The 20,238-nt window shown below is 71.7% G+C and carries 17 protein-coding genes; 10 read left to right on the top strand and 7 right to left on the bottom strand.

Going from position 1 to position 20,238, the window contains the following annotated elements; all coding sequences use genetic code 11:
- Positions 1-167 precede the first annotated feature (167 nt).
- Entirely contained in the window at positions 168-1,052 is an 885-nt protein-coding gene (locus LRG10_RS10455; protein ID WP_201168059.1) for a universal stress protein, read from the top strand.
- 58 nt (positions 1,053-1,110) lie between these two features.
- Here the strand turns inward: LRG10_RS10455 and LRG10_RS10450 are convergent, their stop codons facing one another.
- The 5 genes from LRG10_RS10450 to nifE form a co-directional block, all read right to left on the bottom strand.
- Positions 1,111-1,974, bottom strand: coding sequence for a glycine betaine ABC transporter substrate-binding protein (locus LRG10_RS10450; RefSeq protein WP_201168058.1), 864 nt, complete (start codon positions 1,972-1,974; stop codon positions 1,111-1,113).
- A gap of 69 nt (positions 1,975-2,043) precedes the next feature.
- Positions 2,044-2,553: a NifX-associated nitrogen fixation protein gene (locus LRG10_RS10445; protein WP_201168057.1), complete on the bottom strand. Its 510-nt coding sequence runs from the start codon at positions 2,551-2,553 to the stop codon at positions 2,044-2,046.
- 30 nt (positions 2,554-2,583) lie between these two features.
- Entirely contained in the window at positions 2,584-3,069 is a 486-nt protein-coding gene (locus LRG10_RS10440) for a NifB/NifX family molybdenum-iron cluster-binding protein (RefSeq protein WP_201168056.1), read from the bottom strand.
- A gap of 9 nt (positions 3,070-3,078) precedes the next feature.
- The gene (gene nifN, locus LRG10_RS10435) at positions 3,079-4,446 is read right to left on the bottom strand and encodes a nitrogenase iron-molybdenum cofactor biosynthesis protein NifN (protein ID WP_238635534.1); all 1,368 of its coding nucleotides are present in this window, start codon (positions 4,444-4,446) and stop codon (positions 3,079-3,081) included.
- A complete protein-coding gene (gene nifE / locus LRG10_RS10430; RefSeq protein ID WP_238635533.1) occupies positions 4,443-5,840 on the bottom strand; it encodes a nitrogenase iron-molybdenum cofactor biosynthesis protein NifE in 1,398 nt (465 codons plus the stop codon). Before nifE ends, nifN begins: the two co-directional genes overlap by 4 nt.
- 238 nt (positions 5,841-6,078) lie before the next feature.
- Here nifE and dnaQ point away from each other — a divergent pair, with 238 nt between their 5' ends.
- From dnaQ to nadA, 7 genes are read left to right on the top strand one after another with little or no spacing between them, the layout of a single operon-like run.
- Positions 6,079-6,810, top strand: a complete 732-nt coding sequence (gene dnaQ, locus LRG10_RS10425) for a DNA polymerase III subunit epsilon (RefSeq protein WP_238635532.1) — start codon at positions 6,079-6,081, stop codon at positions 6,808-6,810.
- The gene (locus tag LRG10_RS10420) at positions 6,807-7,544 is read left to right on the top strand and encodes an HAD family hydrolase (protein ID WP_201168052.1); all 738 of its coding nucleotides are present in this window, start codon (positions 6,807-6,809) and stop codon (positions 7,542-7,544) included. Before dnaQ ends, LRG10_RS10420 begins: the two co-directional genes overlap by 4 nt.
- A gap of 36 nt (positions 7,545-7,580) precedes the next feature.
- Positions 7,581-8,579 carry a DUF523 and DUF1722 domain-containing protein gene (locus tag LRG10_RS10415; RefSeq protein WP_201242838.1) on the top strand — a complete coding sequence of 333 codons (999 nt, stop codon included), beginning with the start codon at positions 7,581-7,583 and terminating at the stop codon, positions 8,577-8,579.
- A gap of 51 nt (positions 8,580-8,630) precedes the next feature.
- Complete coding sequence (locus LRG10_RS10410; RefSeq protein ID WP_201168050.1) at positions 8,631-9,908, top strand: biotin/lipoyl-binding protein; 1,278 nt, start codon at positions 8,631-8,633, stop codon at positions 9,906-9,908.
- A 3-nt stretch (positions 9,909-9,911) separates the two neighbouring features.
- Positions 9,912-13,034 (top strand): efflux RND transporter permease subunit, encoded by a 3,123-nt coding sequence (locus LRG10_RS10405; RefSeq protein ID WP_201242840.1) that lies wholly within the window; start codon positions 9,912-9,914, stop codon positions 13,032-13,034.
- Positions 13,031-13,837, top strand: coding sequence for a molybdopterin-binding protein (locus tag LRG10_RS10400; RefSeq protein WP_201168048.1), 807 nt, complete (start codon positions 13,031-13,033; stop codon positions 13,835-13,837). The genes LRG10_RS10405 and LRG10_RS10400 overlap by 4 nt, the downstream gene beginning before the upstream one ends.
- Positions 13,838-13,869: 32 nt before the next feature.
- Entirely contained in the window at positions 13,870-14,943 is a 1,074-nt protein-coding gene (gene nadA / locus LRG10_RS10395; protein WP_201168045.1) for a quinolinate synthase NadA, read from the top strand.
- Positions 14,944-14,964: 21 nt separating this feature from the next.
- Here the strand turns inward: nadA and LRG10_RS10390 are convergent, their stop codons facing one another.
- Positions 14,965-16,308, bottom strand: coding sequence for an MFS transporter (locus LRG10_RS10390; RefSeq protein ID WP_238635531.1), 1,344 nt, complete (start codon positions 16,306-16,308; stop codon positions 14,965-14,967).
- Positions 16,309-16,394: 86 nt separating this feature from the next.
- Between LRG10_RS10390 and LRG10_RS10385 the strand changes: the two genes are divergently transcribed.
- Positions 16,395-17,150 carry a pseudouridine synthase gene (locus LRG10_RS10385; RefSeq protein WP_238635530.1) on the top strand — a complete coding sequence of 252 codons (756 nt, stop codon included), beginning with the start codon at positions 16,395-16,397 and terminating at the stop codon, positions 17,148-17,150.
- Here the strand turns inward: LRG10_RS10385 and LRG10_RS13175 are convergent.
- A complete protein-coding gene (locus LRG10_RS13175) occupies positions 17,147-17,407 on the bottom strand; it encodes an acyl carrier protein (RefSeq protein WP_201242846.1) in 261 nt (86 codons plus the stop codon). The genes LRG10_RS10385 and LRG10_RS13175 overlap by 4 nt on opposite strands.
- A gap of 128 nt (positions 17,408-17,535) precedes the next feature.
- Between LRG10_RS13175 and LRG10_RS10375 the strand changes: the two genes are divergently transcribed.
- Positions 17,536-20,184, top strand: coding sequence for a GNAT family N-acetyltransferase (locus LRG10_RS10375; RefSeq protein WP_201168029.1), 2,649 nt, complete (start codon positions 17,536-17,538; stop codon positions 20,182-20,184).
- Positions 20,185-20,238 lie beyond the last annotated feature (54 nt).

Genomic DNA, 20,238 nt, shown 5'->3' with positions numbered 1-20,238 from the left:
GGATACCGGGTTCCGCGGGAGCTGCGGCGTGTTGCCCCGCTGTGGCTCCCGCACTCGCGTGTCATGGTGCCACAATCTAAGGATGAGACCGGTGCGCGGGCAAGCGCCGAGGCCCGCTGCACCGGACCTTTGGCCGGATTCTGCCGGATGCGATCGAGGGAGCCGTCATGAGCATGCAGAAAATCGTCTTCGCCAGCGACCTGTCGGAACGCGCCGGGCGGGCCGGGCGCCGCGCCGTACAGTTGGCCGAGGCCTGGGACGCCACGCTGGAGGCGGTCCACGTCATCGAAAGCGACGCGCCGGGGCTGCGCGCGCTCAGCGGCTCGCCGGATCGGGAAGGGGTGTTCCAGGCCGCCGCCGAGCAGCAGCTCCAGTCCGGGACCCCGGGCCACCGCGCGCAGCCCCGGGTCCTGATCGGGGATGTGATCGGCGAGGTGGTCTACGCCGCGGACGAGGGCGGCGCCGACCTGCTGGTCGTCGGTGCCCACGGCCGGCAGTACGTGCGCGACTGGATCCTGGGCACCACCGCCGAGCAGCTGGTTTGCCACGCACGGACGCCGACGCTGGTGGTCCGGCGCGACTCCGATGCGCCGTATCGGCGCGTTGCTGTGGGCGTCGATTTCTCGGATTGCTCGCGGGCGGCGCTTCAGTACGCGCGGCGCTGTTTCCCGGCGGCCGAGCTGCACCTGCTCTATGTGGTGGATACCGCCGAGCTGGATCGCATGCGCGCTGCCGGCATCGGCGATAGCTACATCCAGGAGCAGCAGACGCGCTGGATGGACGAGGCGCGGGCCGACCTGGAATCGTTCGCCCGGGACGAGGGGCTGGGCGCCGACGAGGTGCACCTGGAGGTGCACGCCGGCTATCCGGCCACGATCCTGCTCGAGGCCCTGGGCGGGCTGGGCGCCGATGTGGTGGTGATGGGCAACCACGGGCGTGGCCGCTGGGCGAACATGCTGCTCGGCAGCGTTGCCGCACGGCTGCTGCGGGAGGTGTCCACGGATCTGCTGCTGGTCCGCGACGACGCCCCCGGGTTCGAGGACGGGGACTGAGCGCTGCTCCGGAGCCCTGCCGGAGGGATCCGGCAGGGGCAGGGTCGGTGGGGCGGGTTTACTGCTCGGTGGCGCAGGCGGCCCAGGCGCTGATGAGCTCGGTCTCCTGCTCGAAGAAGCGGTCGACGGCGGCCTCGGTGGACTCGTCCCGACCGATGAACAGGTAGTCGTTGAGCATCTCCAGGTCGTAGTCCATGCAGCCGATGAAGGCGGCGATCTGCGGATGGTCCTCGTCGAAGCCGAGGCGGGCGAGGGCGTGGATGGTCTCCGCGCCGCCAAGCGCGCCCCTCGGATCGTCGAGGAACGCCAGCTGGTAGGCGCCGAACTTCCAGTGCGGGCTCCAGCCGGTGACCACGATGGGCTCATCGCGGCGCGCGGCCCGGTCCAGCGAGGCCGTCATGCCGGCGTCGCTGGCCTCGATCAGCGTATAATCCAGCCCGTAGGTCTCGATGGCCTCGTGGGACAGGCGCATCAGCCCGGCGCCCGGGTCGATGCCCTGGATGGTCCCGTCGAGCGCGTCCTGCCAGCGCTCCTCATTGAGCTGATCGATGCTGGTCAGTCCGTCCTCGTACAGCCAGCGCGGCACCACCCAGCCCAGGCGGGCGTCGCCGTAGAGCACGCCCAGGTCGAGCAGGTCGTCACTGTAGCGCTCGATGTAGTCCTCGTGGGTGATCGGCTGCCACGACATCAGCATCAAGTCCAGGTCGCCGCGGGCGATGCCGGTGTACTGCGGCGCGATGTCGGTCTGGACCAGTTCGACGTCGACGTCGTAGCGTTCCTCGAGCAGCCGTTCGGCGATCCGGGTGACGAACTCCGCGTCGGCCCAGGCCGTCCAGCCGATGCGGATCTCCTGGCCGGCGGTGGCCGCCAGCGGGGCAATGAGCAGCGCAGCACCGGCGGTGCGCAACCATGAATGAGCCATCGGGCTATCCTCCATTACGGGGTCGAACCCCCCAGCGGAGTATAGTCCGTCGGTCCGGCCGCGCCGGATTCAGGCTCGGGCCACCTCCGGGAAGCGCTCGATCAGGGCCACCGCCCCGTCGACCAGGCGCTCGCCGCGGCTGACCAGCTTCTCGGTGCTGGCGAAGCCGAAGCGGTGGACGTCGCGCAGCGGCTTGTCGACGACCACCAGCTTGCCGGCAAGCACGAAGGCGCGGCCGAAGCCTTCGTGGCTGAGGTTGATCACCGGCACCGCCATCACCCCGCTGCGCGCCTCGATCCGCGCGGACACGGCGTTGTAGAAGGTGCGCACCCGGTTGACCGTTTCGCCGTCGGGGTCGGCGACCACGGGGATGGCGCGCTTGCGCTCGGGGGTGAGGATGAACGGATCGATGACCGCCGCATCGCTGTAGTGTTCCCACGCCCCGAAGGTGTCCGTGGCACGGACCTGGCGGAGCAGCTCACGGATGAACGGTGTCTCGAGGGCGGGATCCTGGTCGTCCAGGACCTGCGCGGTGGCGGTGGTTTCGGGTTGCTCGTCCTGCGGGTTCCAGGTCCACATGGGGGTTCCTCCCTGGTTGGCTGCAGCTGGTCAGTCGGCCCACCAGCCGGTGGCCTCCATGGCGTCGAAACGGGCCTCGCCGGCCGGTTCGCCGCGCAGGGCCCGGCTCAGCCAGGCCGGCGGGCGCTCGCGCAACTGCGCGATCAGGGTGCCCAGCACGGTGTCGATGGCGGTGCCGTGGGAGACCTTGCGCGGCTGGCACCCCTGTGTGAGCAGCCGTCGCACGGCCGGGGCGCCGATGGCGTTGCAGTAGAGCGCGGCGCAGCCCTCGACGACCTGCAGGCGCGGTGCCAGGCGGTCGCAGTCCGGCGCCGCGTCGGCCGGCTCCTCGATGTCGGCCACCTCCAGCAGCCGGGTGCCCGAACACCCCACCTGGTAGATGGCGAAGCCGCTGGCCAGCCCGAAGTGCTGGTCCACGGTGTGCCGGTCGGCGGTGGCGAAGGCGATGCGCACCGAGCCCTGGTGGGCGGGTTCCAGCCCCTCCCCGTCGGCGATCCTTAAGTGACGGACAGTCATCACGGCTCCTCAGGCGATATCGGCGCTGCGGTAGATCGAGCGGTAGGGGCGCACGTCGCCGTGCACCTCGCGATGCTCGAGGAGGGTGTTGGCCAGCTCGAAGAGGGTGTCGCGGCTGCCGCGGTAGCCCACCCGGGGGCGGGTGTGCAGCCCGACCCGCTCCCAGATGGGGTAGCCGCACTGCACGATGGGCACCCCCAGCCGGCCGGCGGTGGCGGCGGCGTGGCCGCTGCCGAGGATCAGCTCCACGCCGTCCTCGCGGCCGTGGTGCTCCAGCGCCTCCAGGTCGCCGATATGCACCCGGCGCGCCGGTATGGCGTCGAGCACCGGCGAGCGCTCCGGGGCCACGGCGGTGGTCACCTCGGCGCCGGCGTCGTGGAGCAGGGTGGTCAGCCCGGCGAGCAGGTCCGCCTCGGTGGCCACGCCCACCGGCGTGGTGCCGAGCACCGAGTGGGTGTCGAGCAGGGCGTCCTGCAGCTGCCGACGCTGGCGCTGGATGCGTGGTGGCGGGGCGGTGCGGTCGGCGATGGCGCACAGGACCATGACCAGCCGGTCCGTGGCGTGCAGGCCCATCAGGTGCTCGAAGCGGTAGTCGGGGACCCCGGTGCGCTCGCGCAGCCGGTCCGCCGCGCGGTTCAGCGAGGCGCCCACGACCACCGTGGCGGCGGCGTCGCCGCAGCCACGCAGCGCCTCCAGCGGCGTCCCGTCGGTGGTGATGGGGCTGAAATCGTCGTCGTCTAGGTGGCCGTCCATGGAGGCCCCCAGGTCGGGGATGGCCACCGGCTCCAGGCCGAAGGCCTCGAGCAACTCGCACAGCGCCTCGGCATCCCCGGGCGAGACGGCGTCGGAGAGCAGCAGGTTGACCCGCCGCGGTGCCCGGCCGGGGCGGGTGCCCTCGGCGGGGACCAGGTGCTCGATGACCGCCTCCACCGTGGCCGCGTAGCCACTGGCCAGGCTGCCGACGAAATCCGGCGTGTTCACCGGCACCACGGCGGTGGCGGCGTGCTCCGGGTGCTCGCTGCGGAAGGTGCGCACCAGTCGTTCGATGTCCGTACCCTCGGCCTCCGAGAGCCCGGTGGTCAGCAGCGTGATCAGCGCCGGCGCGGACTTGCTGCACAGGGTATCCAGGGCGCCGAGGACGTTATCGTCGGCGCCGAGCACCGCGCTGATCGGGTCGATGGCCGTGGTCTGCAACGGGATCGGCTCGTTGAAGTGGCGCACGAAGTAGACCTTGCCGAAGGCCGTGCAGCCCTGGGCCCCGTGGAGCAGCGGCACGGCGCCGCGGAAGCCGAGGGTGGCGAGGGTGCCACCCACCGGTTGGCTGGCCTTCAGCGGGTTGACGCTCAGCGGGCTGGTGGATCGTTCGATGCGGGTCATGGCCCGGTCCTCCCTTCCTGCCGTTCCCAGGGCGCCGGTTCACGCACCTGGGGCCAGATGGGGCTCTCGATGCTGCGGCACAGCTGGCGGGCCAGCTCCACCATGCCGGTGTAGCCGGCGTAGGCGTGGGGGCGCTCCTGGTTGATGTCCAGAAACGGGATGCGCGCCTTCAGCGCGGTGTACATGTTCCGTCCGCCGGCGATGAGCACGTCGGCCTCGTGGGCGCGGACGGTGTCGATCAGCGTCCGCGGCGCGCCGCTATCGAGCATCTGCGCCTGCTCGCCCATCAGCTCGCGGATACGCGCCTTGTCCGCCTCGGTGGATTTGCGCGTTCCGGTGGCGACCACCTCCATGCCCAGATCCTGCAGCGCCGAGACCACCGACCAGCTCTTCACGCCGCCGGTATAGAGCAGGGCGCGGCGCCCGCGCAGGCGCTCGCGGTAGGGCTCCAGCGCGGCATCGGCGCGGGCCTCCTCGCGGGCGATGACCTGCTCGGTGCGCTCGGTCAGTGCCGGGTCGTCGATCAGCCGGGCGAAGCCGCGCAGGGCGGCGGAGGTGTCGGCGACGCCGTAAAAGCTGCCCTCGAAATACGGGATGCCGTAGCGCTCCTCCAGGGTGCGCGCCACATTCAGCAAAGCCTTGGAGCAGACCAGCATGTTGGCCTCGGCCCGGTGGAGGGTCTGCAGCTCGCGGTAGCGGGCGTCGCCGGATAGGCTGCCGAGCAGGCGCAGGCCGAGCTCGTCGAGCAGCGGCAGGACGTTCCAGAATTCGCCGGCGATGTTGAACTCGCCGATCAGGCCTACGTCGTGGATCTGGCGGTCCGCCGGTTGGTCCTCTGCCGGCACCGGTTCCGGCTCGCGGGTGCCGACGATGTGCCGGACCACCGCCTCGCCAGCGATGCGGTTGCCCAGGTTTTTGCTGCCGTAGAATCCGGCGCAGTCCACCGGGATGACTGGCGTGCCCCAGCGGCGCTCGGCGCTGCCGCATACTGCCTCGAGGTCGTCGCCGGTGAGTGCCGGTACGCAGGTGTTGTAGACGAACACCGCCGCCGGGGCGTGTTCGTCCACGGCCTGCTTGATGGCGTGGAACAGCCGCGCCTCGCCCCGGCCCATGATCACGTCCTGCTCGCTGAGGTCGGTGGTCATACCGATGCGCCACAGGGTGGGCCCGGTGGAGCGGGTGCCGCGGTTATCCCAGGAACTGCCGGCGCAGCCGATGGGGCCGTGGACGATGTGGGCGGCATCGGCCACCGGCAGCAGGGTGATCTGGGCGCCGTCGAAGGCGCAGCCGCCGGCGGCGGCCCCGGGGGTGGGACGTGCGCAGCCGGACTTCGACCCCTGGTTGTGGGCGCAGCCCGGCTCGTCGAGCAGAGCGGCGATCTCCTGGTTGCGCATGGGCGGGCAGCTCCGGTCGTGGGTGGCTTGCCCGCAGTGCAGCAAGGCGCGTGCCACGCCCGGTCCGCGGTCGCCGCCGCCCTGTGCCGGGCGGTGGCCGGGCGGCGAGCGGCGCGCGCGTGTCGCAAATCCGACGGGCGGGCGTTATCGTGTGCCCTTTCGCACAACCTGCGTTGACCCGGGATAGGGCGCACCGCAGACTATTTGGAATCGTTGCAAAGTACCCGGGACCCGAGCCATGCGGCAGATCCTGCTCGACACCGAGACCACTGGCATGGACCCCGCCGAGGGGCACCGCATCATCGAGATCGGCTGCGTGGAACTCGAGCGCCGGCGGCTGACCGGCAACAACTTCCACGAGTACCTCAATCCCGATCGGGCGGTGGACGAGGGCGCGGAGAACGTTCACGGCCTGTCGAACCGCTTCCTGGCGGACAAGCCGCGTTTCGCCGACATCGCCCGGCGCTTCGTCGACTACGTCCGGGATGCCGAGCTGATCATCCACAACGCCCCCTTCGACGTCGGCTTCATCGACGCCGAGTTGGCCCGTCTGGGGCCGGCGTGGGGGCAACTCGAGGACTACTGCACCGTCACCGATTCGCTGCAGCTGGCGCGGCGCATGCATCCGGGGCAGCGCTGCAGCCTCGACGCGCTGTGCAAGCGCTACGGCGTGGACGGCTCGCGGCGCGAACTCCACGGCGCGCTGCTCGACTCCGAGCTGCTCGCCGAGGTCTACCTGGCCATGACCGGTGGCCAGGGCAAGCTCTCCCTGGACGGCGAGGGCCTGGAGCCGGGCGGCGCCGAGCCGATCCAGCGGCTGTCCCCGGAGCGGCCGCGACTGCGCGTCCCGGAATCGGGCGAGCTGGAGCGCGAGGCCCACGAGCAGTTGCTCCAGCGGATCGAGGCGACCTGCGGTGGCCCGGCGCTGGGGCGCCGGGCGGGCGGCGGCGAAGAGGCGGCCGGCTCATGATCCGGGCACCGCTGCGGGCGCTGACCTTCGATCTCGACGACACCCTGTGGTCCGTCGAGGACGTGCTCGCGGCGGCCGAGCAGACCCTGCACGACTACCTGCGCGAAGCCTACCCGGTGGTGGCCGAGCGCTTCGATCCCGATCGCATGCGCCAGCTCCGCCGCGAACTCGCCGCCGCGCGGCCTGAGCTGACGCGCAACGCGACCACCCTGCGCCGTGCCACCATGGCCGAGATCGCCCGCTGCTGCGGGATCGATGGGACGGCCGCGGAGCGCTTTGTGGAGCAGACCTTTGCCGTCTTTCTCGAGGCGCGGCAGGCCCGGGTGGCCCCGTTCCCCGAGGTGTTGCCGGCGCTGCGCGAGCTCTCGGCGCGCTTTCGGATCGGCGTGATCACCAACGGCAACGCCGATGTCTACCGTACGGCGCTGGGGCCCTGCGTCGACTTCGTGGTGCGCGGCGTGGATATTGACATCCCCAAGCCGGAGCCGGCGATCTTCGCCCTGGCCTGTGAGCGTGCCGGGGTACCACCGGGGGAGGTCCTGCACGTCGGTGATGATCCGCACACCGACGCCGCCGGCGCCCTGGCCGCGGGTATGCAGGCGGCGCTGATGTGCCGTCACGGCCCGCCGGAGCCGCCGGACGGCGTGCCCGACTGCCTCATGGTCCCGGACATGGAGGCGCTGCGCCGTGCCATCGAGCGCAGTGTGGGTGCGGGGCCGGCACAGGACGTTTAGAATGCTGTACAAAAGATGTACAAACCCAGGGAGATCATGAGTCGGGAGAGTGAGCAGAACCGGGAGGATGGTGCCCAAGAGCCACAGCCACGCATACCGGTCGGCGTGAGCAGCTGCCTGCTCGGCGAGGAGGTGCGCTACGACGGCAGCCACAAGCGCAACCCCTTCGTGACCGAGGCGCTCTCGCGCTACTTCCGCTACGTGCCCGTCTGCCCCGAGGTGGCCATCGGGCTGCCCACCCCGCGGCCGCCCATCCGCCTGGAGCAGGCCGAGGACGAGCGGGTGCGGGTGCGTGGTGTGCGTGACCGGCAGACCGACGTCACCGAGGCCATGGAGGCCTACGGCCGCGAGAAAGGGCGTGAGCTGCACTGGCTCAGCGGCTATATCCTCAAGTCCAAGTCGCCGAGTTGCGGCATGGAGCGGGTCAAGGTGTATAAGCCCGACGGCCATCCGGCCGGGTTCTCAAGCCGTGGCGCCTACGCGCGGACACTGATGGAGACGAATCCGCTGCTGCCGGTCGAGGAGGAGGGCCGGCTCAATGATCCGGCCCTGCGCGAGGGCTTTGTCTGTCGGGTCTTCTGCTACTACCGTTGGCAGCGCCTGGTCGAGGCGGGTCTGACGCGCAAGGCCCTGGTGGACTTCCACGCCGAGCACAAGCTGTTGCTCATGGCCCACGACGACCAGCGCATGCGCGCGCTCGGGCGGTTGGTCTCGACGCTGGGCGAGCGGCCGCTGGAGGCCGTGGCCGAGGCCTACATCGAGGCGTTCATGGCGGCGCTGGCCCGGCCGGCCACCCGGGGGCGGCACGCCAACGTGCTCTATCACCTGCTCGGCTACCTCAAGCGGGAGCTGGATCCGGCGGACAAGCAGGAGGTCGTGGACGTCATCGAGCAGTACCGCACCGGCATGGTGCCGCTGATCGTGCCGGTGACGCTGCTGCGCCACCACTTCCGCCACTGGCCGGATCCCTACGTGGAGCGGCAGTTCTATCTCTACTGGAGCCCGCCGGAACTGGCGCTGCTCAATCAGGTCTGACCGGGCGGCCGGGGTCGCTCCACGACATTCGAGACGAAAAGGAAGGGCTGCGTGCCGTTACGTTCGTTGCTGCGCAAGGGTTGGGGGGTCGCTGCGCCCGTGGTGGTGCTGCTGGCGGCCGTGCTGGTGCTGGCGGCGCTGGTCTGGACCCGCCCCGATCCGCCTGCCGAGGAGCCCACCGAACCCTCGTGGGTGGTCGCCACCGAGCGCGCCGAGCCCGGCGTCCACCAGCCGCTGCTGCGCCTGTTCGGCTATATCGAGTCGCCCTCGGATGTCACCGTCAAGTCCGCGGTGGAGGCCGACGTCGCCGAGGTCCGGGCGCGCGACGGCCGCGTGGTGGAGGCCGGCGAGCTGCTGGTGCGCCTGGACGACGGTGAACTGCGGGACACCCTGCGCCAGCGTCAGGCCGATCTCGACGAGCAAGAGGCCGCACTGCGCCAGGAGCGCCGCGCCGTTGCGGCGGACCGCGAGGATCTCGAGGCCGAGAAGGCGCTGCTGGCCATCGATGAGCGGCGGGTGGCGCGGCTCGAGGAGCTCGTGGCCGACAACGCCGCCTCGCCCTCGGAACTCGACGACGCCGAGGAGGCCCGGGAGCGGCAGCGCCAGGCGGTGATCCGGGCGCAACAGGCGGTGGACGACGCCGAGGAGCGCTTGGCCGTGGCCGAGGCGCGGCGCGACAGCGCGGAGGCGGCCCGCGACCAGGCCCGGCGCGACGTGCGCCGCACCGAGGTGCGCGCCCCCTTCGACGGCCGGGTCAGGGCGGTGGCCGTGGGCCGGGGCGATCGAGTGAGCCCGGGCAGCGAACTCGTCGGCCTCTACGACACCGGCGAGCTGGAGGTCCGGGTGCAGATCCCCACCACGCGCATCGGGGCCCTCTATCGGGCCCGCGCCGCTGACACCGGGGTGTACGGTGAGGCCCTGGTGGACGGCCGCGGGCTCGCCCTGGAGCTGGACCGGCTGGCCGGGCACACCCCCCGGGAGCGCGGCGGGGTCGAGGCGATCTTCGCCGTCGAGGAGCGCCACGACGAGGTCGCCCTGGATCGCTTTGCCGAGGTGATGCTGGAGCTGCCCCCGGAGCCGGGCACGCTGGTGGTGCCCTACGAGGCGCTCTACGGCACCGAGCGGCTCTACGTCATCGAGGAGGACGAGGAGGCCAAGCGCCTACGCGGCATCGAGGTGCAGCGCCTGGGCGAGGCGCGGCGCCCCGACGGGGGCCGGGGGGCGCTGGTTCGCGCCCCGGAGATCGATGCCGGCACGCAGATCGTTACCACCCAGATCCCGCAGGCCACGGATGGGCTGCGCGTGCGCGTCGAAGCGGAGAGCCGCTAGGCGATGGTCGAGCAGCGGCGAGACGCGCTGCGCTGGTTGGCGGAGCACCCGGTAGCGGCCAACCTGGTGCTGGCGCTGATGTTCATCAGCGGCTTCTACGCCGTCAGCCAGCTCAACACCCAGTTCTTCCCCAGCTTCGAGCTCGACGTGGTCACCGTGCAGGTGCAGTGGCCGGGCTCCACCGCCGAGGACGTCGCCGACTCGGTCACCACCCCCCTGGAGGACGCCGTGCGCGACGTCCAGGGGCTGCGTGAGATGCAGTCGCGCTCGGCGGACGGCGTCAGCAACATCAGCCTTGAGTTCTTCCAGGGCACCGACATGGCCGACACGGTGGAGGACGTCAAGGACCGCGTCGCCGCCGTGCGCAACCTCCCGGAGGAGGCCGAGGAGCCGACCATCCGGCGCATCACCCAGTTCGACCCGGTGGCCCGCGTGGTGCTCAGCGGCGATGCCCCGCCATCGAGCATGCGCGCCTGGGCGCGTGAGCTCGAGGACGACCTGCTGCGCCGCGGGGTGGCCAATGTCGAGGTCACCGGCATGCCGGATCTGGAGACGGCCATCGAGGTCGAGCAGCGCGTGCTGCTCGACTCCGGTCTGACCTTCGGCGACCTGGGGGCTGCCATCGACGCCGAGAGCACCGATCTGCCCGGCGGCGAGGCCGGCGAGGCGGATATCGCCCGGCAGCTGCGCAGCCTCGAGCAGCGCCGCGGCGTGCAGGAGTTCCGCGATCTGCAGATCACCGACGGCGATGGCCAGCCGCTGCTGCTCAGCGACCTGGCGCAGATCGAGCGCCGCGCCCGGGACGGCCAGGTGGACTTCCGCCTGGGCGAGGACACCGCCATCGAACTCTACGTCCAGCGCGCCGAGGGCGAGGACGCCCTGGGGGCGGCGGCCATCCTCGAGGCCTGGTACGACGATGTCACGCCAACCCTACCCGAGGGGCTCGAGCTCACCGTCTACGACGAATTCTGGGAGCTGATCAGCGAACGCATCGGCCTGCTGGTCAGCAACGGCCTGGCCGGGCTGCTGCTGGTGGTGGCCATCCTATTCACCTTCCTCACCGCCCGGGTGGCGTTCTGGGTGACGGTGGGCATCCCCGCCGCCTTCCTCACCGCGCTGGTGGTGCTCTGGGGCGTGGGCGGCAGCATCAACATGATGAGCCTCTTCGCGCTGATCATGACCCTGGGGATCATCGTCGACGACGCCATCGTGGTCGGAGAGCGCGGCGTGGCCCGCTTCCAGCGCGGCGAATCGCCGGGGGAGGCCGCCGCCGGCGGCGCGCGGGACATGCTCGCCCCGGTGATGGCCTCTTCGCTGACCACGGTGGCGGCGTTCATCCCGTTGATGGCGATCAGCGGGGTGATGGGCAATATCCTCTTCGACATCCCGTTGGTGGTGATCTGCGTGATCATCGCCTCACTGATCGAGGCCTTCATCGTCCTGCCCGGGCACCTGCGCCGCTCCTTCGAGGGCGATCAGCGCGGGCGCGAGCCGAGCCGCTTCCGGCGCTGGGTGGACAGCGGCTTCCACGGTTTCCGCGAGGGGGCTTACCGGCGCGGCATCACCCGGGCGGTGGAGTGGCGCTGGACCACGGTCTCGTCGGCGGTGGCGCTGCTGGTGGCGGCGGTGGGACTGGTGGTTGGTGGTCGGATCGAGTTCACCTTCTTCCCCGAGCCCGAGGGGACGGTGCTGCACGCCAACGTCGGCTTCGCGCCGGGCACGCCGCCGGAGCGGGTGGAGGCCTTCCTGGCCGACATGGAGCGCCAGCTCCACGCCGCCGACGAGGCGCTCTCCGAGCAGCGGCTGGTGCGCACCCACACCGTGCGCTACGGCGAGATGCAGGCCCGCGACGCCCAGGACGCCAACCGTGGCGATCATTACGGCAGCATCGCCGTGGAGCTGATCTCGCCGGAGGATCGTGACGTCCGCAACACCGATCTGATGAACGCCTGGGAGGAGCGCATCACCGAGCGCCCCGGTCTGGAGCGGCTGGTCATCCGCGAGCGCAGCGCCGGCCCGCCCGGCGAGGACATCGACGTCCGCCTGACCCAGGGGGATCCGGGCACCCTGCGGGCGGCCGCCGACGAGCTGCGCCAGGTGCTGCACCGCTATCCGGGGCTGGGCAGCATCGACGACGACCTGCCCTACGGTCAGGAGCAGTGGGTGTACCGTCTCACCGCCGAAGGCCGGGCCCTGGGGCTGACCACCGAGGCGGTCAGCCGGCAGGTGCGCGATGCCTTCGCCGGCGAGCTGGCCCAGGTCTACCACCAGGGCCGTGACGAGGTGGAGGTGCGCCTGCGCCAGCCGCTGGCCGAGCGCCGCGATCTCTCGGCGGTGACCGATCTGCAGATCCGCCTGCCCGACGGGGATCTGGTACCGCTGGAGAGCGTGGCCACCATCGAGTCGCGCCGTGGTTTCGAGGTGGTGCGCCACCACAACGGCGAGCTGGCTGTGAGTGTGACCGGCGACGTGGACGACCGGGTGGCCAACACCGGGCAGATCCGCGCCGATCTGCGCGAGAATGTCCTGCCGGAACTCACCGAGCGTTACGGCGTGGCCGCCGAGTTCGGCGGGCAGGCGGACTTCCAGGACGAGACCCTGGCCGATATGCAGCGCGGGCTGTTCTTCGCCCTGGGGCTGATCTACCTGATCCTGGCGTGGGTCTTCGCCTCCTACGGCTGGCCGCTGCTGGTGATGTCGGTGATCCCCTTCGGGCTGGTCGGGGCGCTGGTCGGCCACTGGGTCATGGGGCTCGACCTGACCCTGCTCTCGCTCTTCGGCCTCTTCGGCCTGACCGGCATCACCGTGAACAACGCCATCATCCTGACGCTGTTCTACAAGCAGATCCGCAATGACGGCACACCGGTGGTCGAGGCCCTGGCCGAGGCCTCCTGCCAGCGCCTGCGGGCGATGATCCTCACCTCGCTGACCACCATCGGCGGGCTGTTGCCGCTGCTCGCCGAGCAGTCGGTACAGGCGCAGTTCCTCATCCCCATGGCGGCGGCCATCGCCTTCGGTCTGGCCGGGGCCACGGGTATCGTGCTGTTCCTGATGCCGGCGCTGCTGCGCATCTATGAAGACGCGGTTGCCGGGGTGACGCGGTGGCGGTACGGTACAACGCCATGACCGAGCATGCGGACCATACGCCCCGGTTCGGGGCCCTGATCATCGGCGACGAGCTGCTCACCGGCCGGCGCCGTGATCGGCACATGGAGGCGGTGATCGAGCGGCTCGACGCCCGCGGGCTGGAGCTCGCCTGGGCGCGGTTGATCGGTGACGACCCGCAGTTGCTGACCCGCACCCTGGGCGAGACCTTCGCCGGGGGCGACATCGTCTTCAGCTTCGGCGGCATCGGCGCCACCCCCGACGACCGCACCCGGCAGTGCTGCGCCGAGGCGGTGGGACGGCCGTTGGAGCGCCACCCCGAGGCCGAGGCGGCCATGCGCGAGCAGTTCGGTGCCGAGACCACCGAGCAGCGCCTGCGCATGGTGGAGTTTCCCGCCGGCGCCTGGATGATCCCCAACCCGGTCAACCGGGTGGCGGGCTTCTCCTGGGGCGACCACCACTTCGTCCCCGGCTTCCCGCGCATGGCCTGGCCCATGGTGGAGTGGGTGCTGGACACCCACTACGCCCACCTGCAGGCGCCGGGGCGCACGCTGCAGCGCGCGGTGCGTGTCCCCGGGGCGCGCGAGGGGGCGATGATCCCGCTCCTTGAGCGCTTCACCGCCGCGTACCCGGATCTGCGCATCTCCTGTCTGCCGGGTGGCGGCCGCGAGCGCGGCTTCGAGGTCGAGCTCGGTGTGCGCGGGCCGGCGCCGCGGGCCACCGAGGCGCTGGAGGCGCTCACCCGCGAACTCGAGGCCGCTGGCTACGGCTGGGAGCCGGTAGCCGACGCAACTCCCGGCGCTGGCAACGGTCCAACCCCATAATCCCCTGCGTTACCCATCGAGGTCCTGAGCCCATGTCGGATCCCTCCGTCATCGAGCCGTCCACCCGCTATTTCCGTCCCGAGGCGTTCACCGCCGACGAGACGCTCAGCGCCGATGAGCGCGAGGCGCTGCGCGAGCGCATCCGCGCGCTCCTGCGCGAGCGCGATGCGGTGCTCGTCGCCCACTACTACACCGACGCCGAGCTGCAGCGGCTGGCCGACGAGACCGGCGGCTGTGTCGCCGACTCGCTGGAGATGGCCCGCTTCGGCGCCGAACATCCGGCCTCCATGCTGGCCGTCGCCGGCGTGCGCTTCATGGGCGAGACGGCCAAGATCCTCACCCCGGACAAGCGGGTGATCATGCCGGATCTCGAGGCCACCTGCTCGCTGGATGTCGGCTGTCCGGCCGACGAGTTTGCGGCGTTCTGTGATCAGCACCCGGATCGCACCGTGGTGGTCTACGCCAACACCTCCGCGGCGGTGAAGGCCCGCGCCGACTGGGTGGTGACCTCGAGCATCGCCGTGGACGTGGTGGCCCACCTGCACGAGCGCGGCGAGAAGATCCTCTGGGCGCCGGACAAGTACTTGGGTGACTACGTGCAGCGCCAGACCGGTGCGGACATGCTGCTCTGGGATGGCAGCTGCATCGTCCACGAGGAGTTCCGCGGCCTGGAGCTGGCCGATATGCGCCAGGCGCACCCCGGGGCCCGGGTGCTGGTCCACCCGGAGTCGCCGGCGGCGGTGGTCGAGCAGGCCGACGTGGTCGGCTCCACCTCGCAGCTGATCCGTGCCGTGGCCGAGATGGAGGCCGACACCTTCATCGTTGCCACCGACGCCGGCATCTTCCACAAGATGCACGAGGCTGCCCCGGACAAGACGCTCATCGAGGCGCCCACCGCCGGGCGCAGCGCCACCTGCCGCTCCTGCGCTCACTGCCCGTGGATGGCCATGAACGGGCTGCGCAGCCTGGCGGCGGCGCTCGAGGCCGGTGAGCCGCAGGTCACCGTGGATCCCGGGGTGGCAGCCGGGGCGCGGCGCTCGCTCAACCGTATGCTCGATTTCGCCGCCGAGCGGGCCCGGCAGGTCCTCGGCACCGGCGACGCCTGACCGGCACGCCCGGCGCGGCGGCTACCCCGCGGCGGCGTCCGCCGCGCGGCGCTCGGCGATGCGCCGCTGCAGCGCCTCGTGGCGGATCTCGTCCACCGGAAAGTCCCACATCAGCCCCATGGCCGCGAGCTTGAGCGCCGCCGGGGCGATCCCCGCGACGAGCAGCAGGGTGCTGACCTCGCCCGTGCCCGGGGCGGGGTTGGGCGGGGCGAGGGCCACGGTCAGCAGCGCCGCAGCGCCGGCCAGGGTGAAGCCGACGCGGCCGGCCAGCGACCAGACGGCGAAGTGCAGTCCGGTGCGCGGGGCGCCGGTGTGGGCGGCTTCGACGTCGGGGATATCGGCCTGGATGGCGGCGGAGAGCGCCCAGTCCAGGCTGCCGGTGAGCCCAAGCAGGGCAGCGAGGATGAGCAGCGGCAGGGTGTGGCCCGGGCCGAGCAGCGGGATCCAGATCAGCACCGCGGCGGCGAGGACCAGGGCGGCGCACCAGATGGCGTGCTTGCTGTAACGCAGGGCCAGCGCCGCACCCAGAGGCAGGCCGATGAGTGCCGCCAGGAGGTAGGCCGCCAAGGCGGTCGGGGCGGCGCTGGCGTCGCCGACGATGCCGGCGGCGATGGGCAGCAGCAGGGCGGCGGCGAGGGTATTGGCGGCGACGTTGGCCGTGTGGGCGCCGAGCAGCCGGCGCCACGCCCGCAGCCCGCCCAGGCGTCGGGCGATTACGCCGAACCCGCCGGGCGGGGCCGCCGGCTGCCGGTCCGGCAGGGCGAGGATGGCCAGGGCCGCCAGGGCGGTGACGCCGACGAGCAGTAGGTAGAGGGCCGCGAGCGCGTCGAGGCGCGCCGCGCCCACCTCCACGGCGAGCAGCGGGGCGCCCAGCCCGAGCCCGATGCCGAGCAGGGTGGCCAGCTGCGCCGCGGTGAACAGCCGAGTGCGGTCGTGGTAGCCGGCGGCCAGCTCGGCGCCCCAGGCCAGGTGGCTGACCCGCATGAGCACCCAGCCCAGGGTGGTCATGGTGCCGCCGAGGAGCAGCGGCAGCAGACTGGTGCCGGGCTCGAGCAGCAGCAGCGGCGCCAGTCCTGCCAGGGTGAGTCCGGCACCGGCCCACCAGCCGCCCCGGCGCCGCGCCGCCAGGGGCACGGTGTCGCTCCAGGCGCCGGCGACCAGCACCGCGACAGCGTCGAGCAGGCGCAGCGCGATGAGCACCGCGATCACCGCCACGGCGGCCACCTCCGGTGCCTCCAGTCGTTGCGGAGCGATCTGCAGGAAGAACGGCGGCACGCTCGCTGCCAGCGGCAGGGCAGCCAGGGCGTAGACGAGCGTCGTCAGGGGCGAGGGGGTGGCGCTGCTGCGGGGTGTGGGATCGCTCATGGCGATACGCTACGATGCGTGCCGCCGGCGTGCCAGCGCCTGCGCCGGAACGTCGCGACAGGCCCGCAATCGAGGATCGCACCACCGTGGAAAACCCGACCCGGGACGATCGCAGCCTCGCCGTGCTCTACCGGGACGAGCGGCTGATCGCCGTCTACAAGCCCGCCGGGCTGCTGGTCCACCGCAGCAACATCGACCGCGACCGCGATGTGCTCCTGCAGCGCGTCCGCGATCAGCTCGGCGGTCACTGGGTCTACCCGGTTCACCGGCTCGATCGGGCCACCGCCGGGGTGCTGGTCCTCGGCCTCGATCCCGACGCCGCGTCCGTGCTCGCCGCCGCCTTCCGCGAGCAGCGCATCGGCAAGCGCTACCAGGCGGTGGTGCGCGGCTGGGTCGAGGCGCCCGGACGCATCGACCGCCCGCTGGGCGCCGGGCGCCGCGGCGAGGGGGGCGCACCGCAGCCGGCGGTCACCGACTACATCCCGCTGGCCTGGACGGAGCTGCCGATCCCGGTCTCGCGCTACGACACGGCGCGCTACACACGCCTGGAACTGCAGCCGCAGACCGGGCGGCAGCATCAGCTGCGCCGGCACATGAAGGCGTTCAGCCACCCGATCATCGGCGACACCACCCACGGCGACGGCGCCAACAACCGGCTCTTCCGCGAGCGCTTCGACGCCCGGCGGCTGATGCTCGTTGCCACCGAACTCACCGTCCCCCATCCCGGGGATGGCCGTACGGTGCGTCTGACCACCGAACCCGACGCCGAGCTGCAGGCGATCATCCGGCAGGCCGGGCTGGCGGCGGACCCCGACCCGGCCCCGGCCGGCGAGCGCGACTAGTCAGTCCCGAGCCGCTCGTGCAGGTAGCGCCGGCAACCCGCCGGGGTGGACAAGCGGTAGCTGTGCGCACCGGGGATCGGCACCCCGGCCGTGCGCTCCAGTGCTGCCTGGAAGCGCAGGAAGTCCACCGAGTCGATCCCCAGCTGGGCGTGCAGGCTGCGCTCGGCGTCCAGCCGACGCACGTCCGCCTCCGGCGCGATCTCCGCCAACGCCTCCTGCAGGGCCCGCTCGATGCGCGCCTCGGTCTCCTCCGCCACTGCCGATTCCTCCGCCGTCCGATACGGGCGCTGCACCCGGCGATGGCCTGCCGGCTGGCTTCCCTGTTGCCGGGACCGATAGACTGGCCCCGTGGTGCACTGCAGCGCCCGCAAAGATCCCGAGCCCGATGACCGTACGCAATCTCGAAAGCCTCTTCCAGCCCCGCTCCATCGCCCTGATCGGCGAGGCCAGCGACACCGATCGCCGCATCCTGCGCAACCTGCTCAGCGAGCCCTACCAGGGGCCGGTGATGCCGGTCATGGCGGGGATCGACTCCATGGGCGGTGTCCCGGTCTTCCCCGCGCTTGAACGCCTGCCGGCGGTGCCGGATCTGGCCGTCATCACCCGCCCGCTGGAGGTGGTGCCGGGGCTGATCACCGCCCTGGGCGAGCTGGGCACCCGTGCCGTGATCGTCACGCGCGCGGTCCCCCGGGACTACACCCAGGAGCAGCGCGAGGAACTCGAGCGCACCATTCTCGAGGCGGCGCGCCCCCATCTGGTCCGGGTGGCCGGGCCGGGGAGCAGCTGCATCAGCGTCCCCCACCGGGGCCTGCACGCCTCGTCGCTGCCCATCACACTGGCCAGCGGCAAGGCGGCGCTGGTCACCAAATCCTCGGCCATGGCCGGGGCCGCCCTGCGCTGGTGCCGCGAGAACGACTCGGGGCTGTCGCACATCATCCACATCGGCGCCGCCACCGACGTGGACCTGGGCGACAGCTTCGACTACCTGGCCACCGACCACCGCGCCCGCGCGGTGATCGTCTATATCGAGCGGGTGCGCCGGGCGCGCAAGTTCATGTCGGCCCTGCGGCGGCTGGCCCGCATGAAGCCGGTGATCATCCTCAAGCCGCCGCAGGTGGGCGAGGCGGAGATCGACGACTTCGTCTACGACGCGGCCTTCCGCCGTGCCGGCGTGGTGCGGGTGGACGATCTGGAGGAGCTGTTCAGCGCTGTCGAGATCCTCGACAGCAGCCGGGTGCCGGGCCGCGACGGGCCGCTGGCGATCCTCGGCAACAGCCGCAGCATGGGGCTGCTGGCCAGCAACGCCCTGCGCCGCTACGACAGCAGTCCGCAGCAGCTCTCCGCGGAGAGCAATGAGGCCCTGCAGGAGCTGGCCCGGCGCAACGCCAGCAGCCACAATCCCCTGGACATGGGCGTCGACGCCGACGCCGACGCCTACGATCGGGCCCTGGAGATCCTCGGCAAGGACCGGCGCATCAGCGGTATCCTGGCACTCAAGGCGCCGGGCGCCAGCGACGACGGCGAGGGCGTGGCCGAGGTGGTGGTCCGCCACGCCAAGCGGCTGCGCAAGCCGGTACTCGCCGCCTGGGACCCCTCCGCCGGAGAGGCCGGGTTGCGGCGGCTCGCGGCGGCGGTGCCGGCCTTCGCCTACCCCGAGGAGGCGGTGCGCGCCTACAGCCGGTTGCTTCAGTACCGGCGCAGCCAGACCCTGCTGATGCAGACGCCGCCCTCGTTGCCCGAGGATTTCACCCCGGACTACGAGCAGGCGCGGCTGATCCTGTCGGCGGCGCTGACCGCCGGGCGCGATCAGCTCAACGAGTACCAGACGGCGCGGCTGCTCAGCGCCTACTGCATCCCCTGCGTGGAAACCCGCCGCGCCAACGACCCGGAGGACGCCGCCGCGGTGGCCGCCGAGCTGGATCAGCCGGTGGCGCTGAAACTGATGTCGCCGGAAGTGCAGCTCAAGTCCCAGGCCGGCGGCGTCGTCCTGGATCTGGGCGGCCCCGAGGCGGTGCGCGCCGAGGCCGAGGCGATGCTGGCGCGCCTGCACGAGCTTCGCGGCGACGACGTAGCCGTGGACGGCTTTGCCGTGCAGCCGATGACCCGCCGCGACGGGGCCTTCGAGCTGACCCTCGGCGTGCGCCCCGGCGGGCCCTTCGGGCCGGTGCTCTACTTCGGCCACGGCGGTACCGAGACCGAGGCCATCGCCGACTGGGCCTGCGGGCTGCCGCCGCTGAATATGCACCTGGCCCGGGAGATCATGCAGCGCACCCGGATCTACGGGCTGCTGGTGGACAGCGGGCTGCGCAAGCCGGATCTGGATGCGGTGGCGCTGAGCCTGGTCAAGCTCTCGCAGCTGGTCATCGATTTCGGCGCCGTGCAGTCGCTGGACATCAACCCGCTCTGGGCCACCGGCCGCGGGGTGCTGGCCCTGGACGCCGGGGTGGGCATCCAGCCCCAGCGCGGGGATCCGGCCGACTCGCTGTCCATCCGCCCCTACCCCCAGGAGCTCAGCGAGCGCATCGAACTGCCCGACGGCCAGTGCCTGAACCTGCGCCCGGTGCTGCCCGAGGACGCCCCGCAGCTCAACGCCATGGTCGAGCGAACGCCGCCGGAGCAGGTGCGCATGCGCTTCTTCCAGGCGCTGAAGAGCCTGCCCCAGGAGATGGCCGCGCGGCTGACGCAGATCGATTTCGACCGCGAGATGGCGCTGGTCATCACCCGCGACGGCATCGCTGGCCGGGCGCCGCTGCTGGGGATGGTCCACATCAGCGCCGATCCCGACCTGGAGCAGGCGGAGTACGACATCATGCTCGACCCCTCGGTGGCCGGCATGGGGCTGGGCCCGATGCTCATGCACCGGATCGTCGACTACGCCCGGCGCCGTGGCATCCGCGAGATCTACGGCGAGGTGCTGCGCGAGAACGAGCCGATGCTCAAGATCAATCAGGCCATGGGCTTTCGCATCGAGCCGAGCAGCGACGACCCGGGGCTGATGCACGTGACCCTGCGCCTGGACGGCGACGGCGCGTGACAAGCATATGCCCGATCCGTAATGTATGCCGGCATGCGGTGACCACCCCGAGCT

Source organism: Halorhodospira sp. 9628 (genome assembly GCF_022228075.1).
Lineage (GTDB): Bacteria > Pseudomonadota > Gammaproteobacteria > Nitrococcales > Halorhodospiraceae > Halorhodospira > Halorhodospira halophila_A.
This window is presented reverse-complemented; position numbering and strand designations above follow the sequence as displayed.

Excerpts from the sequence above, each read along its gene's own strand:
- LRG10_RS10445 (WP_201168057.1), bottom strand. The coding sequence starts at position 2,553 with ATGTGGACCTGGAACCCGCAGGACGAGCAACCCGAAACCACCGCCACC.
- LRG10_RS10390 (WP_238635531.1), bottom strand. The coding sequence starts at position 16,308 with ATGAGCGATCCCACACCCCGCAGCAGCGCCACCCCCTCGCCCCTGACG.
- LRG10_RS10450 (WP_201168058.1), bottom strand. The coding sequence starts at position 1,974 with ATGGCTCATTCATGGTTGCGCACCGCCGGTGCTGCGCTGCTCATTGCC.
- nifE (WP_238635533.1), bottom strand. The coding sequence starts at position 5,840 with ATGCGCAACCAGGAGATCGCCGCTCTGCTCGACGAGCCGGGCTGCGCC.
- nadA (WP_201168045.1), top strand. The coding sequence starts at position 13,870 with ATGTCGGATCCCTCCGTCATCGAGCCGTCCACCCGCTATTTCCGTCCC.
- nifN (WP_238635534.1), bottom strand. The coding sequence starts at position 4,446 with ATGACCCGCATCGAACGATCCACCAGCCCGCTGAGCGTCAACCCGCTG.
- LRG10_RS10455 (WP_201168059.1), top strand. The coding sequence starts at position 168 with ATGAGCATGCAGAAAATCGTCTTCGCCAGCGACCTGTCGGAACGCGCC.
- LRG10_RS10400 (WP_201168048.1), top strand. The coding sequence starts at position 13,031 with ATGACCGAGCATGCGGACCATACGCCCCGGTTCGGGGCCCTGATCATC.
- LRG10_RS10415 (WP_201242838.1), top strand. The coding sequence starts at position 7,581 with ATGAGTCGGGAGAGTGAGCAGAACCGGGAGGATGGTGCCCAAGAGCCA.
- LRG10_RS10420 (WP_201168052.1), top strand. The coding sequence starts at position 6,807 with ATGATCCGGGCACCGCTGCGGGCGCTGACCTTCGATCTCGACGACACC.
- LRG10_RS10375 (WP_201168029.1), top strand. The coding sequence starts at position 17,536 with ATGACCGTACGCAATCTCGAAAGCCTCTTCCAGCCCCGCTCCATCGCC.
- LRG10_RS10405 (WP_201242840.1), top strand. The coding sequence starts at position 9,912 with ATGGTCGAGCAGCGGCGAGACGCGCTGCGCTGGTTGGCGGAGCACCCG.
- dnaQ (WP_238635532.1), top strand. The coding sequence starts at position 6,079 with ATGCGGCAGATCCTGCTCGACACCGAGACCACTGGCATGGACCCCGCC.
- LRG10_RS10440 (WP_201168056.1), bottom strand. The coding sequence starts at position 3,069 with ATGACTGTCCGTCACTTAAGGATCGCCGACGGGGAGGGGCTGGAACCC.